21 protein-coding genes are annotated in these 20,844 nt (G+C 69.4%); all 21 read left to right on the top strand.

Annotated elements, in window-relative coordinates:
* Nucleotides 1-16: 16 nt before the first annotated feature.
* The 21 genes from C7443_RS06560 to fliP all read left to right on the top strand — a co-directional run bounded on the left by C7443_RS06560 (nucleotide 17) and on the right by fliP (nucleotide 20,840).
* Nucleotides 17-2,053 carry a flagellin N-terminal helical domain-containing protein gene (locus C7443_RS06560; protein ID WP_110017797.1) on the top strand — a complete coding sequence of 679 codons (2,037 nt, stop codon included), beginning with the start codon at nucleotides 17-19 and terminating at the stop codon, nucleotides 2,051-2,053.
* A 98-nt stretch (nucleotides 2,054-2,151) separates the two neighbouring features.
* Entirely contained in the window at nucleotides 2,152-2,550 is a 399-nt protein-coding gene (locus C7443_RS06555) for a flagellar protein FlaG (protein WP_170123516.1), read from the top strand.
* Between the two features lie 33 nt (nucleotides 2,551-2,583).
* A complete protein-coding gene (gene fliD, locus C7443_RS06550) occupies nucleotides 2,584-4,605 on the top strand; it encodes a flagellar filament capping protein FliD (RefSeq protein WP_110017795.1) in 2,022 nt (673 codons plus the stop codon).
* Between the two features lie 25 nt (nucleotides 4,606-4,630).
* Nucleotides 4,631-5,020 carry a flagellar export chaperone FliS gene (gene fliS, locus C7443_RS06545; RefSeq protein WP_110017794.1) on the top strand — a complete coding sequence of 130 codons (390 nt, stop codon included), beginning with the start codon at nucleotides 4,631-4,633 and terminating at the stop codon, nucleotides 5,018-5,020.
* Nucleotides 5,017-5,340: a hypothetical protein gene (locus tag C7443_RS06540; protein ID WP_110017793.1), complete on the top strand. Its 324-nt coding sequence runs from the start codon at nucleotides 5,017-5,019 to the stop codon at nucleotides 5,338-5,340. The genes fliS and C7443_RS06540 overlap by 4 nt, the downstream gene beginning before the upstream one ends.
* A 3-nt stretch (nucleotides 5,341-5,343) precedes the next feature.
* On the top strand, nucleotides 5,344-5,892 hold the full coding sequence (locus tag C7443_RS06535; protein WP_110017792.1) for a PilZ domain-containing protein: 549 nt from the start codon (nucleotides 5,344-5,346) through the stop codon (nucleotides 5,890-5,892).
* Between the two features lie 112 nt (nucleotides 5,893-6,004).
* Nucleotides 6,005-7,471, top strand: coding sequence for a sigma-54 interaction domain-containing protein (locus C7443_RS06530; protein ID WP_110017791.1), 1,467 nt, complete (start codon nucleotides 6,005-6,007; stop codon nucleotides 7,469-7,471).
* A gap of 139 nt (nucleotides 7,472-7,610) precedes the next feature.
* Entirely contained in the window at nucleotides 7,611-8,282 is a 672-nt protein-coding gene (locus C7443_RS06525) for an HAD family hydrolase (protein WP_110017790.1), read from the top strand.
* Nucleotides 8,283-8,441: 159 nt separating this feature from the next.
* Nucleotides 8,442-9,137 (top strand): hypothetical protein, encoded by a 696-nt coding sequence (locus C7443_RS06520; protein WP_110017789.1) that lies wholly within the window; start codon nucleotides 8,442-8,444, stop codon nucleotides 9,135-9,137.
* 30 nt (nucleotides 9,138-9,167) lie between these two features.
* A complete protein-coding gene (gene fliE / locus C7443_RS06515) occupies nucleotides 9,168-9,482 on the top strand; it encodes a flagellar hook-basal body complex protein FliE (RefSeq protein ID WP_110018031.1) in 315 nt (104 codons plus the stop codon).
* A 19-nt stretch (nucleotides 9,483-9,501) separates the two neighbouring features.
* Entirely contained in the window at nucleotides 9,502-11,484 is a 1,983-nt protein-coding gene (fliF, locus tag C7443_RS06510) for a flagellar basal-body MS-ring/collar protein FliF (RefSeq protein WP_110017788.1), read from the top strand.
* A gap of 6 nt (nucleotides 11,485-11,490) precedes the next feature.
* A complete protein-coding gene (gene fliG / locus C7443_RS06505) occupies nucleotides 11,491-12,498 on the top strand; it encodes a flagellar motor switch protein FliG (RefSeq protein WP_110017787.1) in 1,008 nt (335 codons plus the stop codon).
* Nucleotides 12,491-13,309: a flagellar assembly protein FliH gene (locus C7443_RS06500; protein ID WP_110017786.1), complete on the top strand. Its 819-nt coding sequence runs from the start codon at nucleotides 12,491-12,493 to the stop codon at nucleotides 13,307-13,309. The genes fliG and C7443_RS06500 overlap by 8 nt, the downstream gene beginning before the upstream one ends.
* A complete protein-coding gene (gene fliI, locus C7443_RS06495; protein ID WP_110017785.1) occupies nucleotides 13,299-14,699 on the top strand; it encodes a flagellar protein export ATPase FliI in 1,401 nt (466 codons plus the stop codon). The genes C7443_RS06500 and fliI overlap by 11 nt, the downstream gene beginning before the upstream one ends.
* Nucleotides 14,696-15,157 carry a flagellar export protein FliJ gene (gene fliJ, locus C7443_RS06490; protein ID WP_110017784.1) on the top strand — a complete coding sequence of 154 codons (462 nt, stop codon included), beginning with the start codon at nucleotides 14,696-14,698 and terminating at the stop codon, nucleotides 15,155-15,157. The genes fliI and fliJ overlap by 4 nt, the downstream gene beginning before the upstream one ends.
* A 59-nt stretch (nucleotides 15,158-15,216) precedes the next feature.
* The gene (locus tag C7443_RS06485) at nucleotides 15,217-17,415 is read left to right on the top strand and encodes a flagellar hook-length control protein FliK (RefSeq protein ID WP_110017783.1); all 2,199 of its coding nucleotides are present in this window, start codon (nucleotides 15,217-15,219) and stop codon (nucleotides 17,413-17,415) included.
* 191 nt (nucleotides 17,416-17,606) lie between these two features.
* Complete coding sequence (locus C7443_RS06480; protein WP_110017782.1) at nucleotides 17,607-18,155, top strand: flagellar basal body-associated FliL family protein; 549 nt, start codon at nucleotides 17,607-17,609, stop codon at nucleotides 18,153-18,155.
* A gap of 4 nt (nucleotides 18,156-18,159) precedes the next feature.
* Nucleotides 18,160-19,167, top strand: coding sequence for a flagellar motor switch protein FliM (locus tag C7443_RS06475; protein ID WP_110017781.1), 1,008 nt, complete (start codon nucleotides 18,160-18,162; stop codon nucleotides 19,165-19,167).
* Nucleotides 19,164-19,628: a flagellar motor switch protein FliN gene (gene fliN, locus C7443_RS20365; protein ID WP_246004578.1), complete on the top strand. Its 465-nt coding sequence runs from the start codon at nucleotides 19,164-19,166 to the stop codon at nucleotides 19,626-19,628. The genes C7443_RS06475 and fliN overlap by 4 nt, the downstream gene beginning before the upstream one ends.
* Nucleotides 19,628-20,098, top strand: a complete 471-nt coding sequence (fliO, locus tag C7443_RS06465) for a flagellar biosynthetic protein FliO (RefSeq protein WP_110017780.1) — start codon at nucleotides 19,628-19,630, stop codon at nucleotides 20,096-20,098. Before fliN ends, fliO begins: the two co-directional genes overlap by 1 nt.
* On the top strand, nucleotides 20,073-20,840 hold the full coding sequence (gene fliP / locus C7443_RS06460) for a flagellar type III secretion system pore protein FliP (RefSeq protein ID WP_110017779.1): 768 nt from the start codon (nucleotides 20,073-20,075) through the stop codon (nucleotides 20,838-20,840). The genes fliO and fliP overlap by 26 nt, the downstream gene beginning before the upstream one ends.
* Nucleotides 20,841-20,844: the final 4 nt, after the last annotated feature.

Genomic DNA, 20,844 nt, shown 5'->3' with positions numbered 1-20,844 from the left:
TCAGAGGAACGCAGTCATGCCCCAGTACATCAACACCAACATCCCCTCGCTGAACGCCCAGCGCAATCTGAATTCCTCGCAGAGCGCCCTGCAGACCTCCCTGCAGCGCTTGTCGTCCGGCATGCGCATCAACAGCGCCAAGGACGACGCGGCGGGACTGGCGATTTCCGACCGTTTCACTTCACAGATCAAGGGTCTCGATCAGGCCACGCGCAACGCCAACGACGGTATCTCGCTGTCGCAGACGGCTGAAGGCGCGCTCGGCGAGATCACCAACAACCTGCAGCGTCTGCGTGAGCTGGCGGTGCAGTCGGCGAACTCGACCAACAGCGATACCGACCGCGCCGCGCTGCAGCAGGAAGCCGGTCAGCTGCTGGCGGAAATCGACCGCTCGGCGACGCAGACCAACTTCAACGGCACCAAGCTGCTCGACGGTACTTTCAGCGGCGCGACCTTCCAGGTCGGTGCCAACGTCGGCGAGACCATCAGCTTCTCGATGAACGCCGCCACCACCGCCAAGCTCGGTGTCAGCGATGCCGTGTCGGTGAGCTCGCAGGCCACCAGCAATGCCATCGGCAATGGCGACCTGGTCATCAACGGCGTGCTGATCGGCCCGTCGGTGGCGTCCACGGATAACGCTTCGTTCAGCGGCCAGGCGGCGAGCGCGATCGCCAAGGCGGCTGCGATCAATGCCAAGAGCGGGGAGAGCGGTGTCACCGCGACGGTCGATGTCAACGTCGCCGAAGGCACCAACATGACCGCGGCCTCGCTGTCGGGCACGATCACCATTAATGGCGTGACCACTTCGACCTTCTCGACCACCGGCGATGCGGCGGTCAGCCGTGCGGCGGTGGTGCAGGCGATCAACGCGATTGCCGGCCAGACCGGCGTCACCGCGGTCGATACCGGCCTCGACAACGCCGGCGTGCAGCTGGTGGCGGCGGACGGTCGCAACATCACCGTCAGCTTCGGCACCCTGACGGCCGCGGCCACCGGCGTCCAGGCGGCAGGCACCAATTACGGTACGGTGTCGCTGAGCTCCGACAAGGCGATCACCATCCAGGGCGGTACCACCAACTCGCTGGGTACCAATGCCGGTTTCGCGGCCGGTACCTATGAGGCGCAGGTCGCCAAGGTGTCGACGGTCAGCAATAACGGCACCTCGCTGACCACCGGTGACTTCTCGATCAACGGCGTGCTGGTCGGTGCCTCCAAGTCCACCGACGATACCGCCTCGGTCAGCGGTCAGGCCGGCAGCGCCATCGCCAAGGCTGCCGCGATCAATCGCATCAGCGGGCAGACCGGCGTGACGGCGACGGTCAATACCAACCAGCTGGCCGGTACGTCGATGACCGCGGCGTCGCTGAGCGGCACCATCACCATCAACGGTGTGACCACGGCGACGATCACCACCAGTGGCACCGACAACTCGGCGTCGCGTACCGCGGTGATCTCGGCGATCAACGCCGTGCAGGGTCGTACCGGTGTCACCGCCATCGACGACGGCACCAACGGTGTCAAGCTGGTCGCGGCCGACGGGCGCAACATCACGGTCACGCTGAATACCGTCACCGCAGCGGCCACCGGCGTCACCGCGACCACGGCGTCGACCGGCTTCGGTACCTACACGCTGAGTTCGGCGAGCGCGATCGAGATTTCCGCCGGTACCACCGACGTCAATACCGGTGTCGCCAACAGCGGCCTGGGTGTCGGTACCTACGGCGAGACCAAGACCGGACAGGCCTTGTCCGAGCTCGACATCTCGACGGTGGACGGGGCGAACAAGGCGATCACCTCGATCGACAACGCGATCAAATCGGTGGACGCCACGCGTTCGACACTCGGTGCCGTGCAGAACCGCTTCGGCTCGACGCTGAACAGTCTGGCGACCAACTCCGAGAACCTGACCGCCGCCCGCTCGCGTATCCAGGACGCCGACTTCGCCTCGGAGACGGCCAGTCTGTCGAAGAACCAGATCCTGCAGCAGGCCGGTACCGCGATGCTTGCCCAGGCCAACCAGCTGTCGCAGAACGTGCTCAGTCTGCTGCGCTGATCCGCAAGGCGAACCGAGGCTAAGCTAAAGCCTCGCCACGAATGGCCCGGGGGCGCACGTCTGCTCCTCCGGGCTTTCGGCCATTCGGGAGGTGGGTCATGTCAGTCAGCATCACACCCGCGACGGGTGGATACGAGCACGCGGTACAGTCGGCCACGACTGCCGATTCGCGTACTCGGGCCGATGCGGTCGCGCCGGCTGACGCGGTCAAGGCCGCCGGCAGGCAGGTGGACGCCGGCAGCGGCACGTCGGCGGAGCAGGGTGCGGGCAGCGAGGACGAGCTGCAGGCGGCCATGCAGCTGGTCAACGAGCATCTGCAGGCGTCACACCGTTCACTGCAGTTCAGTCGCGACGATGGCAGCGGCTACGTCGTCATCAAAGTGATGGACACCGAGAAGAATGAGGTCATCCGTCAGATTCCCTCCGAAGAGCTGCTGGCGTTGGCGCGCCATTTGCGTGAGGGAGACGAGGGGTACCTCGTTCACGCCCAGGTGTGACGAAATTCCGTCACTCCACGCGGGAGAGCGCTCATGGCCAGCATCTCATCGATCGGCATCGGTTCGAATCTCGACGTCAGCAGCCTGCTCACGCAGCTGATGGCGGCCGAGCGCAAGGCACCGACGGCGCGTCTCGACAGTGCCAGCACGCTCAATGAGTCGCGCATTTCGGTGCTCGGCACCGTCAAGTCGGCGCTCGCCGACCTGCAGACGGCCTCGAAGACACTGAGTCGTACCACGACCTTCCAGACGCGCACCGCGAGCGTCGGCAACAGCGATGCGCTGGCGGTGACGGCTTCCCGACTCGCGCAGCCCGGCAGCTATGCGGTCAAGGTCGATCAGCTGGCGCAGACCGACAAGCTGGCGACGGCGAGCTTCTCCAACGCTTTCGAGAGCGTCGGCAGCGGCACGCTGACGATCTCCTTCGGCAGCTACGATGCGACCGGCAACACCTTCACCGCCAATGCCGATCAGCCGACCACCAGCATCACCATCGATTCGACCAACAACACGCTGGCCGGCATCCGCGATGCGATCAACGCCGCCGATGCCGGGGTGACGGCTTCGATCGTCGGCGATGCCAGCGGTCAGCGCCTGGTCATCGCCGGCGATGACAGCGGTGCGGCGAACGCCATCAAGATCGCCGTTGCCGACAGCGACGGAAATTCGACGGACGCCAGCGGCCTGTCGCAGCTGGCCTGGGACCCGACCGCCGCCGCCGGCAGCGGTGCCAACCTCAGTCACGTGGTCAGCGCGCAGGACGCCAAGTTCAGCGTCGACGGTCTGGCGCTGACCAGTGCCAGCAATGTCGTCGGCAGTGCCGTCACCGGCCTGACGCTGACGCTCAAGCAGACCACCAGCAGCGCGACGACGGTGACCATCGAGCGCGATGACAATCAGGTGGTCGATGCGCTCGGTGCCTTCGTCGATGCCTACAACTCGGTGGCCTCGGCGATCCAGTCGGCCTCCGGCTACGACTCCGAACAGGAAAAGGGTGCACCGCTGATCGGCGATTCGACGATCCTCGCGGTCAGTCACCGCTTGCGCGGCCTGCTGACGTCGACCCTCGCCAGCAGCAGCAACAGCAGTTACAACAGCCTGAAATCGGTCGGTATTTCACTGCAGAAAGACGGCACGCTGACGCTCGATACCGAGGCGCTGACCACGGCGCTCAACAGCAATGCCGACGCTGTCGCCGGCTTGTTCCTCGCCGCTGGCACGGCCACCGACAGCCGCGTCAACGTGGCGCTGTCGACCAGCGAGACCAAGGCCGGCACCTATGCCGTCAACGTCAGTGCCGAGGCCAGCCGCGGGCTGATGACGGGCAGTGCGCTGGGCAGTTCGGCACCGTTCACCATCGATTCGAGCAATGACAGCCTGACGCTCAGCGTCGACGGCGTCAGCAGCAATGCCATCACGCTGACCCAGGGCAGCTACGCCAGCGGCGCCGATCTGGCCGCGCAGCTGCAGACGCGCATCAACGGCGACGCCAAGTTCAAGGCCAGCGGCGTCGGCGTCAGCGTCAGCTGGGACAACGACCATCTGGTCATCACCTCCAACCGCTACGGCAGCGCCTCCAAGGTGACGGCGGCCAGCGGCACGGCGGCGAGTGCCTTCGGCCTGAGCGGTGCCAGTTCGACCACCGGCACCGACATCGCCGGCAGCATCGGCGGGGTTGCCGCCACCGGCAGCGGCCGGGCGCTGATCGGCACCGGTGATGCCGCCGGACTGCGGCTGGACATCTCCGGCAGCGGTACCGGCGATCGCGGCAGTGTGACCTTCACCCGCGGCTTCGGCGATCTGTTCAGCAGCCTGCTCGACGACATGCTCGCCAGCGACGGCGCGATCCAGCTCAAGAGCGATGCCCTCAGCGCCGAGGGCACCCGCATCGAGGATCAGCGCACGGCGCTCGAAGACCGCATGACCACGCTCGAAGAACGCTACCGCAAGCAGTTCGAGCGCCTCGACGTGGTCATGGCCCAGCTCCAGGCCACCAGTAACTACCTGACCCAGCAGCTCGATGCGTGGACCAGCTCGAGCAGTTCCAGCAGTTGAACGTCCCCCCGGGAGCCCATCGATCATGACCTCCGCCCAGCAAGCCCTAGCGCAGTACGCCCGCGTCAATACCGTCAGCTCCGTCGAGGACGCCTCACCGCACCGGCTGATCCAGCTGTTGCTCGACGGTGCGCTGGAGCGCATCGCCGTCGCCCGCCGCGCGCTCGAAAGCGGCCAGGTCGCCGCGCGTGGCACCGCCATCGGCAAGACCGTCGACATCGTCAGCGCGCTGCGCAGCAGCCTCAACTTCGAGGCCGGCGGCGAGGTCGCGGCAAACCTCGAAGCGCTCTACGACTACGTCGAGCGCCGCCTGCTGCAGGCCAATCTGGAGGCGAGCGAGGCGATGCTCGATGAGTGCGCGCGTCTGCTGCACGAGGTCAAGGAAGGCTGGGACGGCATCGGCCAGGCGGCATGAACGCGGCGGAATGGCACAGCGCCTGCGAGCGCGTGCGCGCGCTCGACCGCCGGCTCGACGAGCTGATGACGCAAACCGACGCCGAACCGGCGCTTGCCGCGATCGAAGCCGCGTGCAGCGAGCGCCGGCAGCTGCTGACCTCGCTGTTTCCGGTACCCGCGGGCGTGCCGGCCGAGGCGGTGCACCGTTTCATCGATACCGAACAGCAGGCCAGCGAGGCGCTGCAGGCTCGCATCGGCGGCGCGCGCGACGCCATCGGTGAACGCCTGCGCGGGCTGATGCGCGGGGCGCAGGCACGGCGGGCATACGCAGGACGCTGAACGATGGACGACGCAGACGCTGCCGGTGACGAATTCGAGCTGGAGCTCAGTCTGCCGCTGGCCTGGCAGAGCCTGCCGGCGCTGCCGGCTGACGAACAGCTGGCGCAGCAGGCGCAGGCCGCCTTCGAGCTGCTGCGCCGTCTGCGCCCGCTGACACTGGGGGCTGCCGAAACCGGCGAAGACCCGAGCGAACGACCGCTCGGCGACGGTGTGCGCCTGGAGCGCAAGCTCGACCTGGTGCTCGAACTGCTCGGCCGTCTGCTCGCTACCGGCGTCACGCTGCCTGCTGTCTGCCGCGTCTGGCTGTCGGCGGCGGCGCTGCGCTGGATGCCAGCCGCCGAGGCGCCTGCCGGCCCGCTGCAGATCTCGCTGTATCTCGATCCGCGTTACCCGGACCCGCTGTGTCTGTGCGGCTTCGCGCGGCCGGCGGCGCAGGGGGGCGTGCGCCTGGAATTTGCCGGTCTCGACGACGGTTTGCGCGATGAACTGCGGCGCCTGGTGTTCGTCTGGCACCGGCGGGCGGTGGCGCAGCGGCGGCGCAACGGGCGTTGACCGCATCGCCTGCGCTGTTATTGTCTTTTCATTGACCGCGCACATGGGACGTCGCGCTGGCGCTTTTGGTGGCTCCGCTGAGCCGTTTTCCCGCCAATGCCACAGGCAGTCCATGAATACCCATGCAGTCATCATTGATGATGAGCTGAGCCGCGCCCTGGCTACCAAGGGTGTGCTTGAGTTCTACGACGAGAACATGTCGGTCCTGATCGCCGAGCGCTCTGCTCTGCTCAACGGGACGCTCGATCTGCGCGGCGCAACAATTGTTTTCCTCGAACGCGACGATGATGAAAAGGCGCTGCTCGAATGCGCCTTCGAGCTGCGGGAACGCCATGCCCAGCTGCCGCTGGTGCTGATCGGTGAGCCGACGCGAATCCCCTCGGCGCTGGCCGAGCCCGGCGTGTTCGCGCTCGGCCGACCGCTGCGCCAGAGCGCGCTTGCCGCAGTGCTCAGCCAGCTCAGTGAACTGCGCAACGGTCCGGGGCGCAGCGCGCCGGCCGCGCGTTCCAATCCCGAGCTGTTCCGCGCGCTGGTCGGCAACAGCCACGGCATCGAAGGCGTGCGCCGGCTGATCGAGCGCGTCGCGCCCTCCGAGGCGACGGTGCTGATCCTCGGCGAATCGGGCACCGGCAAGGAAGTCGTCGCGCGCAACCTGCATTACTACTCGAAGCGGCAGAAAGGACCGTTCGTGCCGGTCAACTGCGGCGCGATCCCGGAAAATCTGCTCGAAAGCGAGCTGTTCGGCCACGAGAAGGGTGCCTTCACCGGCGCGATCACCGCGCGCCGCGGCCGCTTCGAACTCGCCGAGGGCGGCACCTTGTTTCTCGATGAAATCGGCGACATGCCGCTGCCGATGCAGGTCAAGCTGCTGCGCGTGCTGCAGGAGCGCACCTTCGAGCGCATCGGCGGCAGCCGGCCGCTGCAGGCCGACGTGCGCATCATCGCCGCCACCCATCGCAACCTCGAAACCCAGATCGCGCAGGGGCTGTTCCGTGAGGACCTGTTCTACCGGCTCAATGTCTTCCCGATCGACGTGCCGCCGCTGCGCGAGCGCATCAGTGATCTGCCGCTGCTGATCGACGAGCTGCTGCGCCGCCAGGAAGGGCAGTCCGGCATCTGCATGACGCTGGCGCCGGCGGCGCTGCGCTGCCTGTGCCGTTACGCCTGGCCGGGCAACGTGCGTGAGCTGGCCAATCTGGTCGAACGCCTGGCGATCCTGCATGGCAACGGCACGATCGACGTCGAGGATCTGCCCTGCAAGTTCCAGATCGACGCCGCCGAAGGTGAAGCCGATCCCGCCGATGCACTGATCGCATCCACCGCCGCGCTGCCGGCGCAGTCGATGGCCGGCGCCGCGCTGCCGCCGGCGGTCGACGAGCTGCACCTGCCGGCCGGCGGCCTCGACCTCAAGCAGTACCTCTCGGAACTCGAAACCCGCCTGATCCAGAGCGCGCTGGAAGAATCCAGCGGCGTCGTCGCCCACGCCGCCGGCCTGCTCAAGATGCGCCGCACCACGCTCGTTGAAAAAATCCGCAAGTACGGCTTGAAGGCCGGCGACTGCGACGGCGTCGACGCCTGAGCGGACCCGGCGGCGGGGGCAAGCGGTAGCGCATCCGCGTGCGCGCCGCCTCCGGGCCGTGACCGAAGCCATCCGCCTGCCACCCCGTCGGCCTCTGCGCTAAGGTGCGCGCTTTGCAAACCTGCGTGGAGTCCCGCCGATGTCTGCTTCGCCTGTGGCCGTGCTGTTTGATCTCGATGGCACGCTGATCGATTCCGCGCCGAGCATTCTCGAAAGTTATCGCCTGGCGTTCGCCGCCTGCGCAGTGCCGCCGCGGATGGCGCTGGATGCACATCTGATCGGGCCGCCGCTGCGACAGACGCTGGCGTTGATCGCCGGTAGCGACGAGGCGGCGACGCTGGATCGGCTGGCGGCGGCGTTCCGGCAGGCTTACGACAGTGCCGGCTACAAGGCGACGCGGCCTTATGCGGCCCTGCAGGCGACGCTGGCGGCCCTGCGCTCGGCGGGGCACCGCTTGTTCATCGTCACCAACAAGCGCATCGCGCCGACGCGGCTGATCCTCGAATACCTGGGCGTTGCGGCGTACTTCGAGGGTGTACATGCCGCCGACGCCTATCAGCCGCCGCTCGCCGACAAGGCGGCGGTGATCGGCGCGGTGCTCGCCGAGCACGGCTTGAATGCGCAGGACTGCCTCTACGTTGGCGATACCGCCGAGGACGGCCACGCCGCCGCGGCGCAGGGACTCGCCTTCGTTGGCGTGGCGTATGGCTACGGCACGCCGCAGGCGGCGGCGCCGTTGGCCGTGCTCGACTCGCTGGCGGCGCTGCCGCCGTGGCTGGCGAACGGCGCGCGGCAGGAGTCGAATGTTTGACACTGCCTGATCGCGGGTAGCGGGCAAGCGGGTGTCAAATTTTCGACTTTATGATTCATCTATTTGATTTTAATTGATAAAACAAGGGTGGTGCGGGTCTTGCTGTAGGCATGGCGGGAGCGAATCAACGCTCGGCAGGCGACCGCGGGGAGCACCGCCATGAATCCAGACAACCACATCGACCCGGTGCCGCTCGACGCAGCTGGCGAGTCGACGGACGCGGATGCGGCCGAACGTGCACGACGTCTGGAGCGCATCGAGAACCTCGGGCGGATGATGGCGCGGGTGGCCGAGATGGTCAGTTCGCCGGACCCGGCGCGTTTCGAGGAACTGCCGGCGTCCGAACCGCTGATGCAGGAAGAAGGCGCGCTGCTTGAGCGCCTGCAGCAGCTCGAAGCGATGATCCGCCAGCTGCTGATCTGCGTGCGCGGCGGTGATCTGGAGCGGCAGCCGCAGCCGCTGGCAGGGCTGGTGGCGCAGTTTGCGCGCAGCCTGGCGCCGCGGCTGGCGGCGACCGGCAGCACGCTGGCGATCAGTGCCGACGAGCCGGACACCGAGGTGCTGTGCCATCCGCAGGCGCTGACCACGATGCTGCAGGCAATCGCCGAATCCTGGCTGGCGCGCGGTGCGCGCATCGATATCCGCGTCGGCCGCGGGCGCGAGGGGTCTCTGCGCCTGGAATGCCGGCGTGTCGGCCCCGGCGGCTTTGCGCCGGCGCTGGTACTGCCGCTGGCCGAGCCGGTGGCGGCGATCGTCGCCCGCACGCACGAGGCCGAGCTGGAAGGCGATCTGGCCAGCGGCCAGGTGTGTCTGCGCGTGCCGACGGTGCTCGATCCGACCCGTGATGCCGCTTGAAGGGAGGCAGCTGCCATGAATCCGCTCAGCATGAACACCACACTGTCCGCTCTGCATGCCGCGGCCCGCTCCGCCGGCGCCGGCGAGGCGGGGGATGTCACTGTCGCCGGTGCGGCGGGCTCGGGCGGGGATTTCGCCGCCGCGCTCAAAGGGGCGCTCGACGCGGTCAGTGCCCGGCAGGACCACGCGGCGCAGCTGGCCAAGGGCTTCGAGCTCGGCGACGGCACCGACCTACCGGAAGTGATGATCAACATGCAGAAGGCACGGCTGGCGTTTCAGACCACAATGCAGGTACGCAACAAGCTGGTGGCGGCGTACCAGGACATCATGAACATGCCGCTGTAACTGAGCCGGAGACGCGGTCGTGAACGAGCCAACCCTGCCCGGCCCGGCAGAGGCGACCAGCGAGGTCCCCGCCCGGGGCTTCGATGCACGCGCGCTGCTGCAGCGCGTGCGCACCCCCGGGCCGCTGATGTACGGCGCGATCGCCGCCGCCATCGCCTTGTTTGCGCTGGTGGTGGCATTGGCGCTGTGGGCCAACCGCACCGAATACCAGACGCTGTATGCGGGCCTCGCCGAGGCCGATGCCGGACAGGTGATGGAGGCGCTGGCCAAGGCGCAGGTGCCGTATCGCGTCGATCGCGACAGCGGCGCGCTGATGGTGCCGGCCGAGCGCGTCCACGAGCTGCGCCTGAAGCTCGCCGCACAGGGCCTGCCGCGCGGCGCCACCGCCGGCTTCGAGGCGATGGAGCAGCACAACGGCTTCGGCACCAGCCAGTTCATGGAAAACGCCCGCTACCAGCACGCGCTGGAGGGCGAGCTGGCGCGCTCGATCATGAGCATCGGCGCGGTGGCCAATGCCCGCGTGCATCTGGCGATCCCCAAGGACACGGTGTTCGTGCGCAATCAGCAGGCGCCGTCGGCCTCGGTGATGGTGCAGCTGCAGCCGGGGCGGGTGCTCGACGCCGGCCAGGTCGCGGCGATCGTGCATCTGGTGTCGAGCAGCGTGCCGCGGCTGGCCGCCGAGCAGGTGTCGGTGGTCGATCAGGCCGGCAATCTGCTGACGCGCCCGGCCGGCAGCCAGCTCGGCCTGAACATGGACCAGATGGAGTACCAGAACCGGCTCGAAGGCAATTACGTGCGCCGCATCGAAGACCTGCTGATGCCGATCCTCGGTGCCGGCAAGGTGCGGGCGCAGGTGGCGCTGGACATGGACTTCAGCAGCCGCGAGGAAACCACCGAAGCCTACGACCCGCGCAACCCCGATCGCATGGTGCGCAGCGAGCAGACGCTCGATGAGAACAACGCCCGGCCGAATCCGGCCGGCATTCCCGGCGCGCTGTCGAACCAGCCGCCCGGCGTGGCGAGCGCCCCGCAGCAGGCGCCCGGCGCCCCGGCGGCGCAGCCGCAGGGCAACGCGCCGAACGCCCCGGCGCAGCCCGGTGGCGGGCAGAGCGCGAACGGCCAGCTGCCGGCGCAGGCCGCCGCCGCGGCCGCTGCCGGGGCCAATCAGACCGACGCGCAGGCCGCCGCCGACGGCAGCCGCCCGCAGCGCAGCCGCCGCGAGGTCACCCGCAACTATGAGCTCGACAAAACCATCAGCCATGTGCGCGCCGCACCGGGCCGCGTGCGCCGGGTTTCGGTCGCGGTGGTGCTCGACGATCGCATCGGTATCAATGAGTCGGGTACCGTGGCACGCATGCCGATCAGCCAGGAGGAACTGGATCGCCTGACGGCACTGGTCAAGGAAGCGGTTGGCTTCGACGCCCAGCGCGGCGATACGGTGAACGTCATGAACGCAACTTTTGCAACCACGCCCTTCGATCCGAACCTGCTGCCGTTCTGGCGTCAGGACTGGTTCATCGAGCTGGTCAAATGGGGTCTTGCGGCACTGGTCGCCATCGTCTTCATGCTGCTGGTGTTGCGTCCGCTGATGAAGCGCCTGCTGCCGCCACCGCCGGCGCCGGCGGCGCTGCCAACTCCCGCTGAAGCCGCGCCCGGCACCGCGCTGGCGGCGCCCGCCGAGGCGGCGGGCGGTGGCGAGGCCGCCGCCGAGAACGCCGTTGCCGTGCGCGATGGCGATGAGGATGAGGCCGCGGTGCAGCTGTCGGCCGCCGGTCAGGCGCTGGCCGCCGCGGCGCCGGCCGGGCCGGCGCCGGTGACGATCCCCAGGCCGGTCAATGCCGAGGCGATCGAGAAGCTCGAAGAGAACCTGCGCATCGCCCGCGCACTGGTCAGTGAAGACCCCAAGCGCGCCGTTTACCTGCTGCGCGGCTGGATGAACCGCGGTGCCTTGCCGGTGACGCCGGCCGCCGCGTCCGAGGAAGAAGAAGCCGCCGAGGCTTGAGCCGCCATGAGTGATTCCGCCGCCCTGACCGGAACTGACAGTGTCGCCGTGCTGCTGATGGCGCTCGGCGAGGAATACGCCGCCGAGGTGCTCAAGCAGCTCGACGCCCGCGAGATGCATCGCCTGGGCACGGCGATGGCCAGTCTGCACAGCGTCGATCGCGAGCAGGTCGCCGGCATCGTCGCGCAGTTCAACGACGAGCTGGTCAACCAGAACCAGATCCCGATCGACACGCATGACTTCATGAAGAACGTGCTCACCCGCGCCGTCGGTCGCGACAAGGCGAAGACGGTGATGGAGCGCATCCTCAACGAAGCCGGTGCCACCGGCGTCGAGGCGCTGAAGTGGATGGAGGCCGCGGCGGTCGCCGCCGGCCTCAAGCGTGAGCACCCGCAGATCATCGCGCTGGTGATGTCCTACCTCGAAGCCGGCCAGGCCGCCGAGGTGCTCAATCTGCTGCCCGAGGCATTGCGCCACGACGTGCTGCTGCGCGTGGCACGGCTCGATGCGGTGCCGACTGCGGCGATCGGCGAGCTCAACGAAGTCATCGAAAAGCAGGTGATGCGCAACATCAACGCCGCCGCCAGCTTCCGCGTCGGCGGACCCAAGCGCGCCGCGGAGATGCTCAACGGCCTCGACACCGGTGTCGGCGCCACTCTGCTGGATAAGATCAAGGGCGTCGACGAGGAGCTGGCGACGCGCATCGAGGATCTGATGGTGGTGTTCGACCACCTGCTCAACGTCGACGACCGCGGCATCCAGAACCTGCTGCGCGAGATCTCCTCGGAGAATCTGCTGGTGGCACTGCGCGGCGCCGACGACGCGGTCAAGGAAAAGATCCTCAAGAACATGTCCAAGCGCGCGGCGGAGATGATGCGCGACGATCTGGAGTCGATGGGCCCGGTGCGGCTGGCCGACGTCGAGGCGGCGCAGAAGGAAATCATGAACGTCGCCAAGCGCATGGCCGAGGCCGGCGATCTGAACCTGGGCCAGGGCGGTGGCGGCTATGTCTGAGCGCATCATCCCGCGCGACGACGTCGGCACGCCGTCGCGCTGGGAGCTGCCGGGCTTCGATGCGCCGCCGGCGCCGCAGCCGGCCCCCGAGCTGAACGAGCCGCTGCCGCGGCTGCCGACGCTCGAAGAGATCGAGGCGATCCAGCAGGCGGCACAGGCCGAGGGCTATCAGACCGGGCTGGAGCAGGGCCGTCAGGAGGGCGAGGCGGCCGGGCGCAGCGAAGGCTACGCGGCCGGCCATGCCGAAGGCCTGAGCACCGGCCACGCCGAGGGCCTGAGCGCCGGTCACGCCGAGGGCTTTGCCGCCGGTCACGCCGAGGGGCTGGCGCGTGGCGAGGCCGACGGTGCCGCCGCCGCGGCGGCGCGCGCCGAGGCCGAGCTGAACGGGCGGCTGGCGCTGCTCGATGAGCTGGCTCGTGAACTGGCGCGACCGCTGCAAACGCTCGATGCCGAGCTGGAGGCGGATCTGCTGACGCTGGTGGTGGCGATCGCCCGCCAGCTGGTGCGCCGCGAGCTGCGCACCGCGCCTGGCGAGATCGTCGCCGTGATCCGCGAGGCGGTGCCGCTGCTGCCGGTCGCCAATCGCAGCATCGAGATCCGCCTGCACCCGGAGGATGCCGCGCTGGTGCGCGAACTCGGCCTCGGCGGTGAGGACTGGCGGCTGCTCGAAGACCCGACGCTCAGCCGCGGCGGCTGCCAGCTCAATGCCGAGCATTCGCACATCGACGCCAGCGTCGAGACCCGTCTCGGCAAGGTCGTCGCCACGCTGCTCGGCAGCGCGCGCGGCGAGGAGGCGGGCGATGAACGCTGACACCGACGACACCGCGACGCCCGATCCCGCGGGCGCTGCGCCGGCGCCGGTCTGGCGCGAGGCGCTGCGTGCGCGCCTGCGCCAGCGCCGCGAGCGGCTCGACGAGGTGCCGCCGCTGGTGGTCGAAGGGCGGCTGACGCGCATCGTCGGCCTGACGCTGGAGGCGGTCGGCTGCGTGGCGCCGATCGGCGCGCACTGCCGCATCGTCAGCCCCGGCCGGGCGGCGGTCGATGCCGAGGTGGTCGGCTTTGCCGGCGAGCGCGTGTTCCTGATGCCGAGTGGCGAGATGCACGGCCTGGCGCCGCTGGCGCGGGTGGTGCCGAGCGGCGGCGTGGCGACGGTGCCGCTCGGCGACGAGCTGCTCGGTCGCGTGCTCGACGGCAACGGCCAGATGCTCGACGGCTATCCGCCGCCGCTCGGCGTGCGCCGTCAGCCGCTCAGCGGCCGACGTCTGCATCCGCTGCAGCGGCGGCCGATCCGCGAGCCGCTCGATGTCGGCGTGCGGGCGATCAACAGCCTGCTCACCGTCGGCCGCGGCCAGCGCATCGGCCTGTTCGCCGGCACCGGCGTCGGCAAATCGGTGCTGCTCGGCATGATGACGCGCTTCACCGAGGCGGAGGTCATCGTCGTCGGCCTGATCGGCGAGCGCGGCCGCGAGGTGCAGGAATTCATCCAGGACATCCTCGGTGCCGAAGGCATGGTGCGCGCCGTGGTCGTCGCCGCACCGGCCGACGATCCGCCGCTCAAGCGCCTGCACGGCGCCGCGCTGGCGACGCGCATCGCCGAGCATTTCCGCGACCAGGGGCGGCGGGTGCTGCTGCTGATGGATTCGCTGACGCGCTTTGCCCAGGCGCAGCGCGAGATCGCTCTGGCGATCGGTGAGCCGCCGGCGACCAAGGGCTATCCGCCGTCGGTGTTCGCGCTGCTGCCGGCGCTGGTCGAGCGCGCCGGCAACGACGAGCGCGGCGGCTCGATCACCGCGCTCTACACCGTGCTCACCGAGGGCGACGATACCAACGACCCGATCGCCGACGCCGCGCGCGGCATCCTCGACGGACACATCGTGCTGTCGCGGCGGCTGGCCGAGAGCGGCCAGTACCCGGCGGTCGACATCGAAGCCTCGATCTCGCGCGTGATGCCGCAGGTGACCACGCCGCGCCAGCTGGCGCTGGCCCGCCGCTTCAAGGACATCTACTCGAACTACATGCAGCACCGTGACCTGATCAACGTCGGCGCCTACGTCGCCGGCTCCAACCCGGCGGTCGACCGTGCGATCGCCTATTACCCGCGGCTGCGCGAGTTCCTGATGCAGGGCGTCGCCGAGTGCGTCGACTATGCCGGCGGACTGGCACAGCTCGAAGCGCTGCTCGGCAGCGAGGTGCCCGAATGAGCCGCGAACGCATCCGCCAGCTGAGCCCGGCGGTCGATCTGGCCCACGATCACGTCGACGAGGCGGCGCGCATGCTGCACAACGCCCAGTCGCGCCTGCAGACGCAGCGCGCGCGCGTCGGTCAGCTGCAGCAGTTTCGCAGCGAATACATCGAGCGCTTCTACAGCGACGGCCGCAACGGGCTGTCGGCACGCCGTGTGCAGGACTACCACGCATTCATCGCCGGACTCGACTCCAACATCGAACAGGCACGCAAACACGTCGAAATTCTGACGCTGGAGACCGAGAACCTGCGCAAGCGCTGGCTCGCCAGCCGCGCCCGCGCCCAGGCGCTCGATGGCGTCGTCGAGCAGTACCGCGATGAAGTGCGTCGTCAGGAAGGGCGGCGGGAACAGGCGGAGAACGATGAATTCGCCGCCAGTCGTCACCGCCAGCGCCGGCACGACGAACACGACTGAGCGAGTGCCGCCGGTTTGCCGGCGGCCCGACGCGGCAGCGTCACCCTTGGAGGAAAACCATGAACGCAAGCGTCGCTCTCGATCTACCGCTGGCCGCCACGCCGGCCGTCGCGCCTGCCAGTGCCTCGACGACACCGGCGCCGGCGGCGGGGTTCGAGCAGCTGATGGCCGACAGCCGCCCGGCGGCGCATGGGGCGCCGGCCGCCGGCGGCCGTCAGGAAGTCGACACCGCTGCCGCTGGCGACGCCGCCGGCACGGTCGACGTGCGCGCCCCGTCGGCGACCGCGGCGCGCCGGCCGCGCACGGATACTGCCGCCAGCCAGCCCGACCCGGCGCAACCGTCCGCGGACGCGGTCGATGATGACAGCCCGTCGGCGCGTGACGCGGCCACGATGCAGGCGCTGGTCGACCTCGGTCTGGTCGCTCCGCCGCCGGCGCCGCCGGCCGGCGAGCCGGCGGCCGCAGCGGCCACGCAATCGCTGCCCGCGCCGACGCCGGAGGCTGCAGCGAGCGCTGCGCTCAAGGCGGCGGGCAGACCGCAACCGGGCACGGCAGCGCCCGTCGATCCCAGCGAGATGGCGGACGAGCCCACTGCCGAGGCCTCGCCCGCGGAGTACGAGGCACCGATTCACGAACAGCCCGTTGCCGAGGCGACCACGACGGCCACGCCGCGCCGGCCGGCGGGTACCGCGCCGGGGACGTCGCCGACAGCGGCCCCGACGCCGGTGACCGCACAGGCTGCCGTCGAGGCGAGCACAACCCCTGCGCCGGCGGCAGCCGCTGAAGTGCGCTCGGCACCGGTCGGGCGGGCGGCCAGCGGCCGGCAAAGCGTCGAACGGACGCCAGCCGGGACGGCCGCTGTGACGACGCCGGCGGCGGATGCGCCGAAGGCAACAGCGCCCGCCGCAGAGGCATCGACAGCGGCGGCACAGCCAGCCGAGGCAAAGGCGCAGCCCGCGGCGGCTACGGCGACCCCTGCGACCCCAGCCGCGACTGCGGCCCCGGCCGCCGCCGTCGAGCAGGCCCGCAGCGAGCGGCTCGATGAGGCGGCGGTGCAGGCGACGCCGAGCGCGTCGCCGCCGACTGCACGGCCCGAGACGGTTCCCGCCGCCACGGCAACGACCGTTCGGGCAGCCGCCACGCGGACGCCGGACGCTGAGGCTGCATCGGCATCCGCTGAAACCGCGCTCCCCACGGGGCCGGCCGCGGACGCCGCCGTACACGCGGCTGCGCCGGGGGCTGGCGAGGCTGCGCGTCGCGCCAGCGGCAATAAGACCGCCGATGCCGATGCCGCGCGGCCGCGGGCCGCGCAAGAGGCGGCCGCGGTCGAGTCAAGCGATGATGTCGCTGCGGCGGCACCGGCGGGCACGCAGGCGATGGCCGATCCGCTGCTGCGCACGCAGGCGTTTGCCAGTGCGCTCGGCGCGGCGGCACCGGCCGCCGCTGAGACCGGCTCCGGCAGTCCGCGACTCGCTGCGCGCCTGCACGGCGTTGCCTCGGCCGCGGCGGGACGGGCGGCCACGCTCGCCGATGCCGCGCAGGCCACTGCGCCGGCGGGCGGGGAGGCGCAGAAGGTGACGGCCGCGCCGGCCGGTCAGAACGTCGCCGGGCACGGGGCGACGGCGCCTGAGCTCGGAGCGGATACCGGCGTGAACGGCGCGGCGCGGCTGGTGGCGGGCGCGGCGGAGTCGATTGTCGACGGTGGTGAATCCGCGAACGGCCACGGCACCCTGGCCGCAAGCACGGCCGGTCCGGCGGCTACGTCGGCGGTCACGGCGACGCAGCAGACTGCACAGACGCAGACTGCACAGACGACGCTGCCGGCGGCGAACGCGCGGGCCTGGGCGCCGCTGCTGGGCCAACATCTGATGCAGATGGTGCAGACCGGCGATCAGCAGGCCGCCATCCGCGTTTCGCCGGCACACCTCGGGCCGGTGGAAATCCATCTGGAAATGCACGACGCGCAGGCCAGCGTCAGCTTCTTCGCCCACGATCCGCAGGTGCGCGACACGCTGGAAGCGAGCCTGCCGCGTCTGCGCGATCTGCTCGGCGCGCAGGGCGTGCAGCTCGGCCAGACCCACGTCGGCGAACAGTCCTCGCAGTCGCGGCAGGGATTCTCGATGGCCGACGGCGGCGGTGCCGGTGGCGGCCAGCAGGGACAGGGCTGGCGCGGGCGCGGTACGCAGGGTGAAGCCGTGGCCGAGGTGTTGAACGTGCCGGTGCGCACGCTGCTGGGTGGCGTCGATCACTACGTCTGAGCGGGCAGTGCCGATACAGCCGGTGTCATGGCATAGCCAATGCCGGTGCCGAGCGGCTAAGGTGTCTGCCGCGTTGGCAGGGCGTATGCAATCGCCTGCCGGCGCGCAGTGGTGTGCGCTCGGCACAGGCAATTCAGGGCCCGGCATCCGTCGGTGGTGCGGCCAGTTTGCAGCGAAGGAATTCCTAATCCATGGCGAAGAAAGAAGAGGCCAAGGCCGAGGCCCCGGCCGGTGGTGGCAAGGGCAAACTGATCCTGATCATCGTGCTGGTGGTGGTGGTGGTGCTGGGCGGGACGCTGGGTGCACTGTTCTTCCTCGGCCTGCTGAAATTGCCGGGGGCGGCGGCCGGTGAAGGCGGTGAGGCACCGGCGGCGCACGGCGCGGCGGCGCATGCCCCGGTGGTGGTGGCGCGGCCGAGCGGGCCGGCGCAGTATCAGCCGCTCGATCCGCCGTTTGTCGTCAACTTCGACCAGGACGGGGTGTTGCGCTATGTGCAGATCAGCCTGTCGGTGATGGCGCGGGACAAGCACGCGCTCGATCTGGTCAAGGAAAACGATCCGCAGATCCGCCATCAGCTGATCATCCTTTTCGCCGGGCAGAGCTTCGCCGATCTGGAGTCGCCGACCGGCAAGGAATCGCTGCAGAAGAAGGTGCTGGAGACGATCCAGAAGATTCTGATCGAGGAATCCGGCTCGCCGGGCATCGAAGAGGTGTACTTCACCAACTTCGTGATGCAGTAGCGCCATGTCGAGTGAAGGCTTGCTGTCTCAGGACGAGCTGGAGGCGCTGATGGAGAGCGTCGCCGACGGCCGGCTGTCGGCGGCACGCGCGCATGCGGCGTTCGACGATGAAGTGCGCCCCTATGACCTGAGCAATCCGGACAACGTGCTGGCCGGCATTCTGCCGATCCTGCAGACGGTGCAGAGCCGGCTGGCGCACCAGCTCGGCGTGGCGATCTATGAACTGCTGCAGCGCGACGTCGAGCTGCAGCCGCTCGAAGTGCGCGCCGAGGCGTATCAGGATTTCGTCGCCCGGCTCAAGGCGCCGTGCGCGGTCAACGTCATCGGCCTGGCGCCGATGGCCGGGCCGGGGCTGCTGATTTTCGATCATCCGCTGGTGTTCGCGCTGGTCGGCGCTTACTTCGGTGGCCCCGGTACGCAGTTTTCTGAACTCAGCCGGCCGGATTTCACCGCCGCCGAGCTGCGCATGATCCAGCGCCTCGACGGCTTGTGCGCGCGGGCGCTGGCCAGCGCCTGGAAGCCGTATCTGCCGGTGCATTTCGAGCTGCTCGGCCACGAGGTCACGCCGCATTTCGTCACCGCGATCAACCTCGCCGAGACGCTGGCGGTGTCGGCGATCGAGCTGACCATCGACGGCACTCGCGGCACGCTGTGCCTGGCGCTGCCGGTGTCGATGTTCGAGCCGGTGCGCGGTCAGCTGATGGCGTCGCTGGCGCGCGAGCATCCGGTGCGCGACGAGGGCCTGCGGCGTCTGGTCGAGGCTGGTCTGCGCGATGCCCAGGTCGAGGCGCGCTGCGTGCTTGCCGGTTTCGAGCTGAGCATGCAGGAGCTGCTGGCACTGCGCGTCGGTGACGTGGTGCCGGTCGACATTCCGCCGCAGGCGGTGCTTGCGGTCGACGGCGTCAGCGTGCTCAACGGGGATTACGGCACCACGCAGGGCTGGCGCGCGCTGAAGGTGGATCGCTGGCTGGTGGACCTCAATGACGCGGCGCCGCGGAGGACAGAATCGTGAGTGACAACGAAGACAAGCCACAGGCCGACGCCGAGGCAGCCGTCGACGCGCCGCCACCCGAGGCCGTCGCCGAGGCGGCAGCGGCGGAAGCGCCGCCGCCTGTCGAGCCGCAGGCCGAGGCGCCGGGGCCGGCGTCGACGGCGGCGTTCGAGCGTGAATTCACCGAGCCGAAGCCGCGCGACAGCGGTGCGCCGCGCCGTGACGCCAATCTCGACATGATCCTCGACATTCCGGTGACGTTGTCGATGGAGCTTGGCCGCACCCGCCTGAGCGTGCGCGAACTGCTGCAGCTGACGCAGGGCAGTGTGGTGCGCCTCGATCGCCCGGCCGGTGAGCCGCTCGACATTCTGGTCAACGGCTGCCTGATCGCGCGCGGTGAGGTGGTGGTGGTCAATGAACGCTTCGGTGTGCGCATCACCGAGATATCCAGTCCCGAGGAACGTGTGAAGAGGCTGCGCTGATGAAAGCTGTCCCTGTCCTGCGGCCCGCCGCCGCGGCCATGCTGCTGCCGGCTGCGGCGGTGGCGGCCGATGCCCCGGCGATGCCGCCGGCCTTCGACCTCAATGCCCTGGTGCAGCTCGGCCTCGGTCTGCTCGGCGTCATCGTCGTCATCCTGCTGCTGGCCTGGCTGCTGCGCCAGCTGCCGACGCTGCGCCGCCAGTCCGGGCAGATCGCGATCGTCGGCGGGCTGGCGGTCGGCAACCGCGAACGCATCGTGCTGGTCGAGGTGCAGGGCACGCGCATCCTGCTCGGCGTGACGCAGGATTCGGTCAACGCGCTGCATGTGTTCCCGGCCGCGCCGGCCCACACGCCGCCGACCGATCACGCGGCGACACCTCGGCGCAGTGTCGTCGAGCCGGGGCTGGATTTTCGCCAGGCGATGCAGGCGCTGCGCGAGCAGGATCATGACGGCTCGACGGGTCGCGCTTAGCGCGCTGGGGCTCGCTGGGCTGGCGCTGGCGGGGCTGGCCGCCGCCGCGCCGCAGCTGCCGGCGCTGACGGTGACGCCGACCGCCGCCGGCGGTCAGGAGTGGTCGGTCAGCCTGCAGATCCTGGCGGTGATGACGGCGCTGACGCTGCTGCCGTCGATGCTGCTGATGATGACCGCGTTCACCCGCATCCTGGTGGTGCTGGCGCTGCTGCGCCAGGCGCTCGGCACCATGCAGACGCCGTCGAACCAGGTGCTGATCGGGCTGGCGCTGTTTCTGACTTTTTTCATCATGGCACCGGTGTTCGAGCGCATGAACGACGAGGCGCTGCAGCCGTACATGGCCGAGCAGATCACCTTCCAGCAGGCGGTGGAGAAGGCGCGCGTGCCGCTGCAGGCGTTCATGCTGGCGCAGACGCGCGAGCCGGATCTGGCGCTGTTCGCCAAGCTCTCCGGGCGCGATACGCTGGAATCGCCGGAGACGGTGCCGTTCTCGCTGCTGGTGCCGGCCTTCGTCACCAGCGAGCTGAAGACCGCGTTCCAGATCGGCTTCATGCTGTTCATCCCGTTTCTGGTGATCGACCTGGTGGTCGCCAGCGTGCTGATGGCGATGGGCATGATGATGCTGTCGCCGCTGGTCATTTCCTTTCCGTTCAAACTGATGCTGTTCGTGCTGGTGGACGGCTGGCCGCTGGTCATGGGAACGCTGGCAGCGAGTTTCCAGGGGCCGGCCGGCGCCGGCTGAGGAG

Source organism: Plasticicumulans acidivorans, from assembly GCF_003182095.1.
Taxonomy (GTDB): Bacteria; Pseudomonadota; Gammaproteobacteria; order Competibacterales; family Competibacteraceae; genus Plasticicumulans; species Plasticicumulans acidivorans.
The sequence above is the reverse complement of the archived record's forward strand: the minus strand, read 5'-3'. Positions and strand labels throughout refer to the sequence as shown.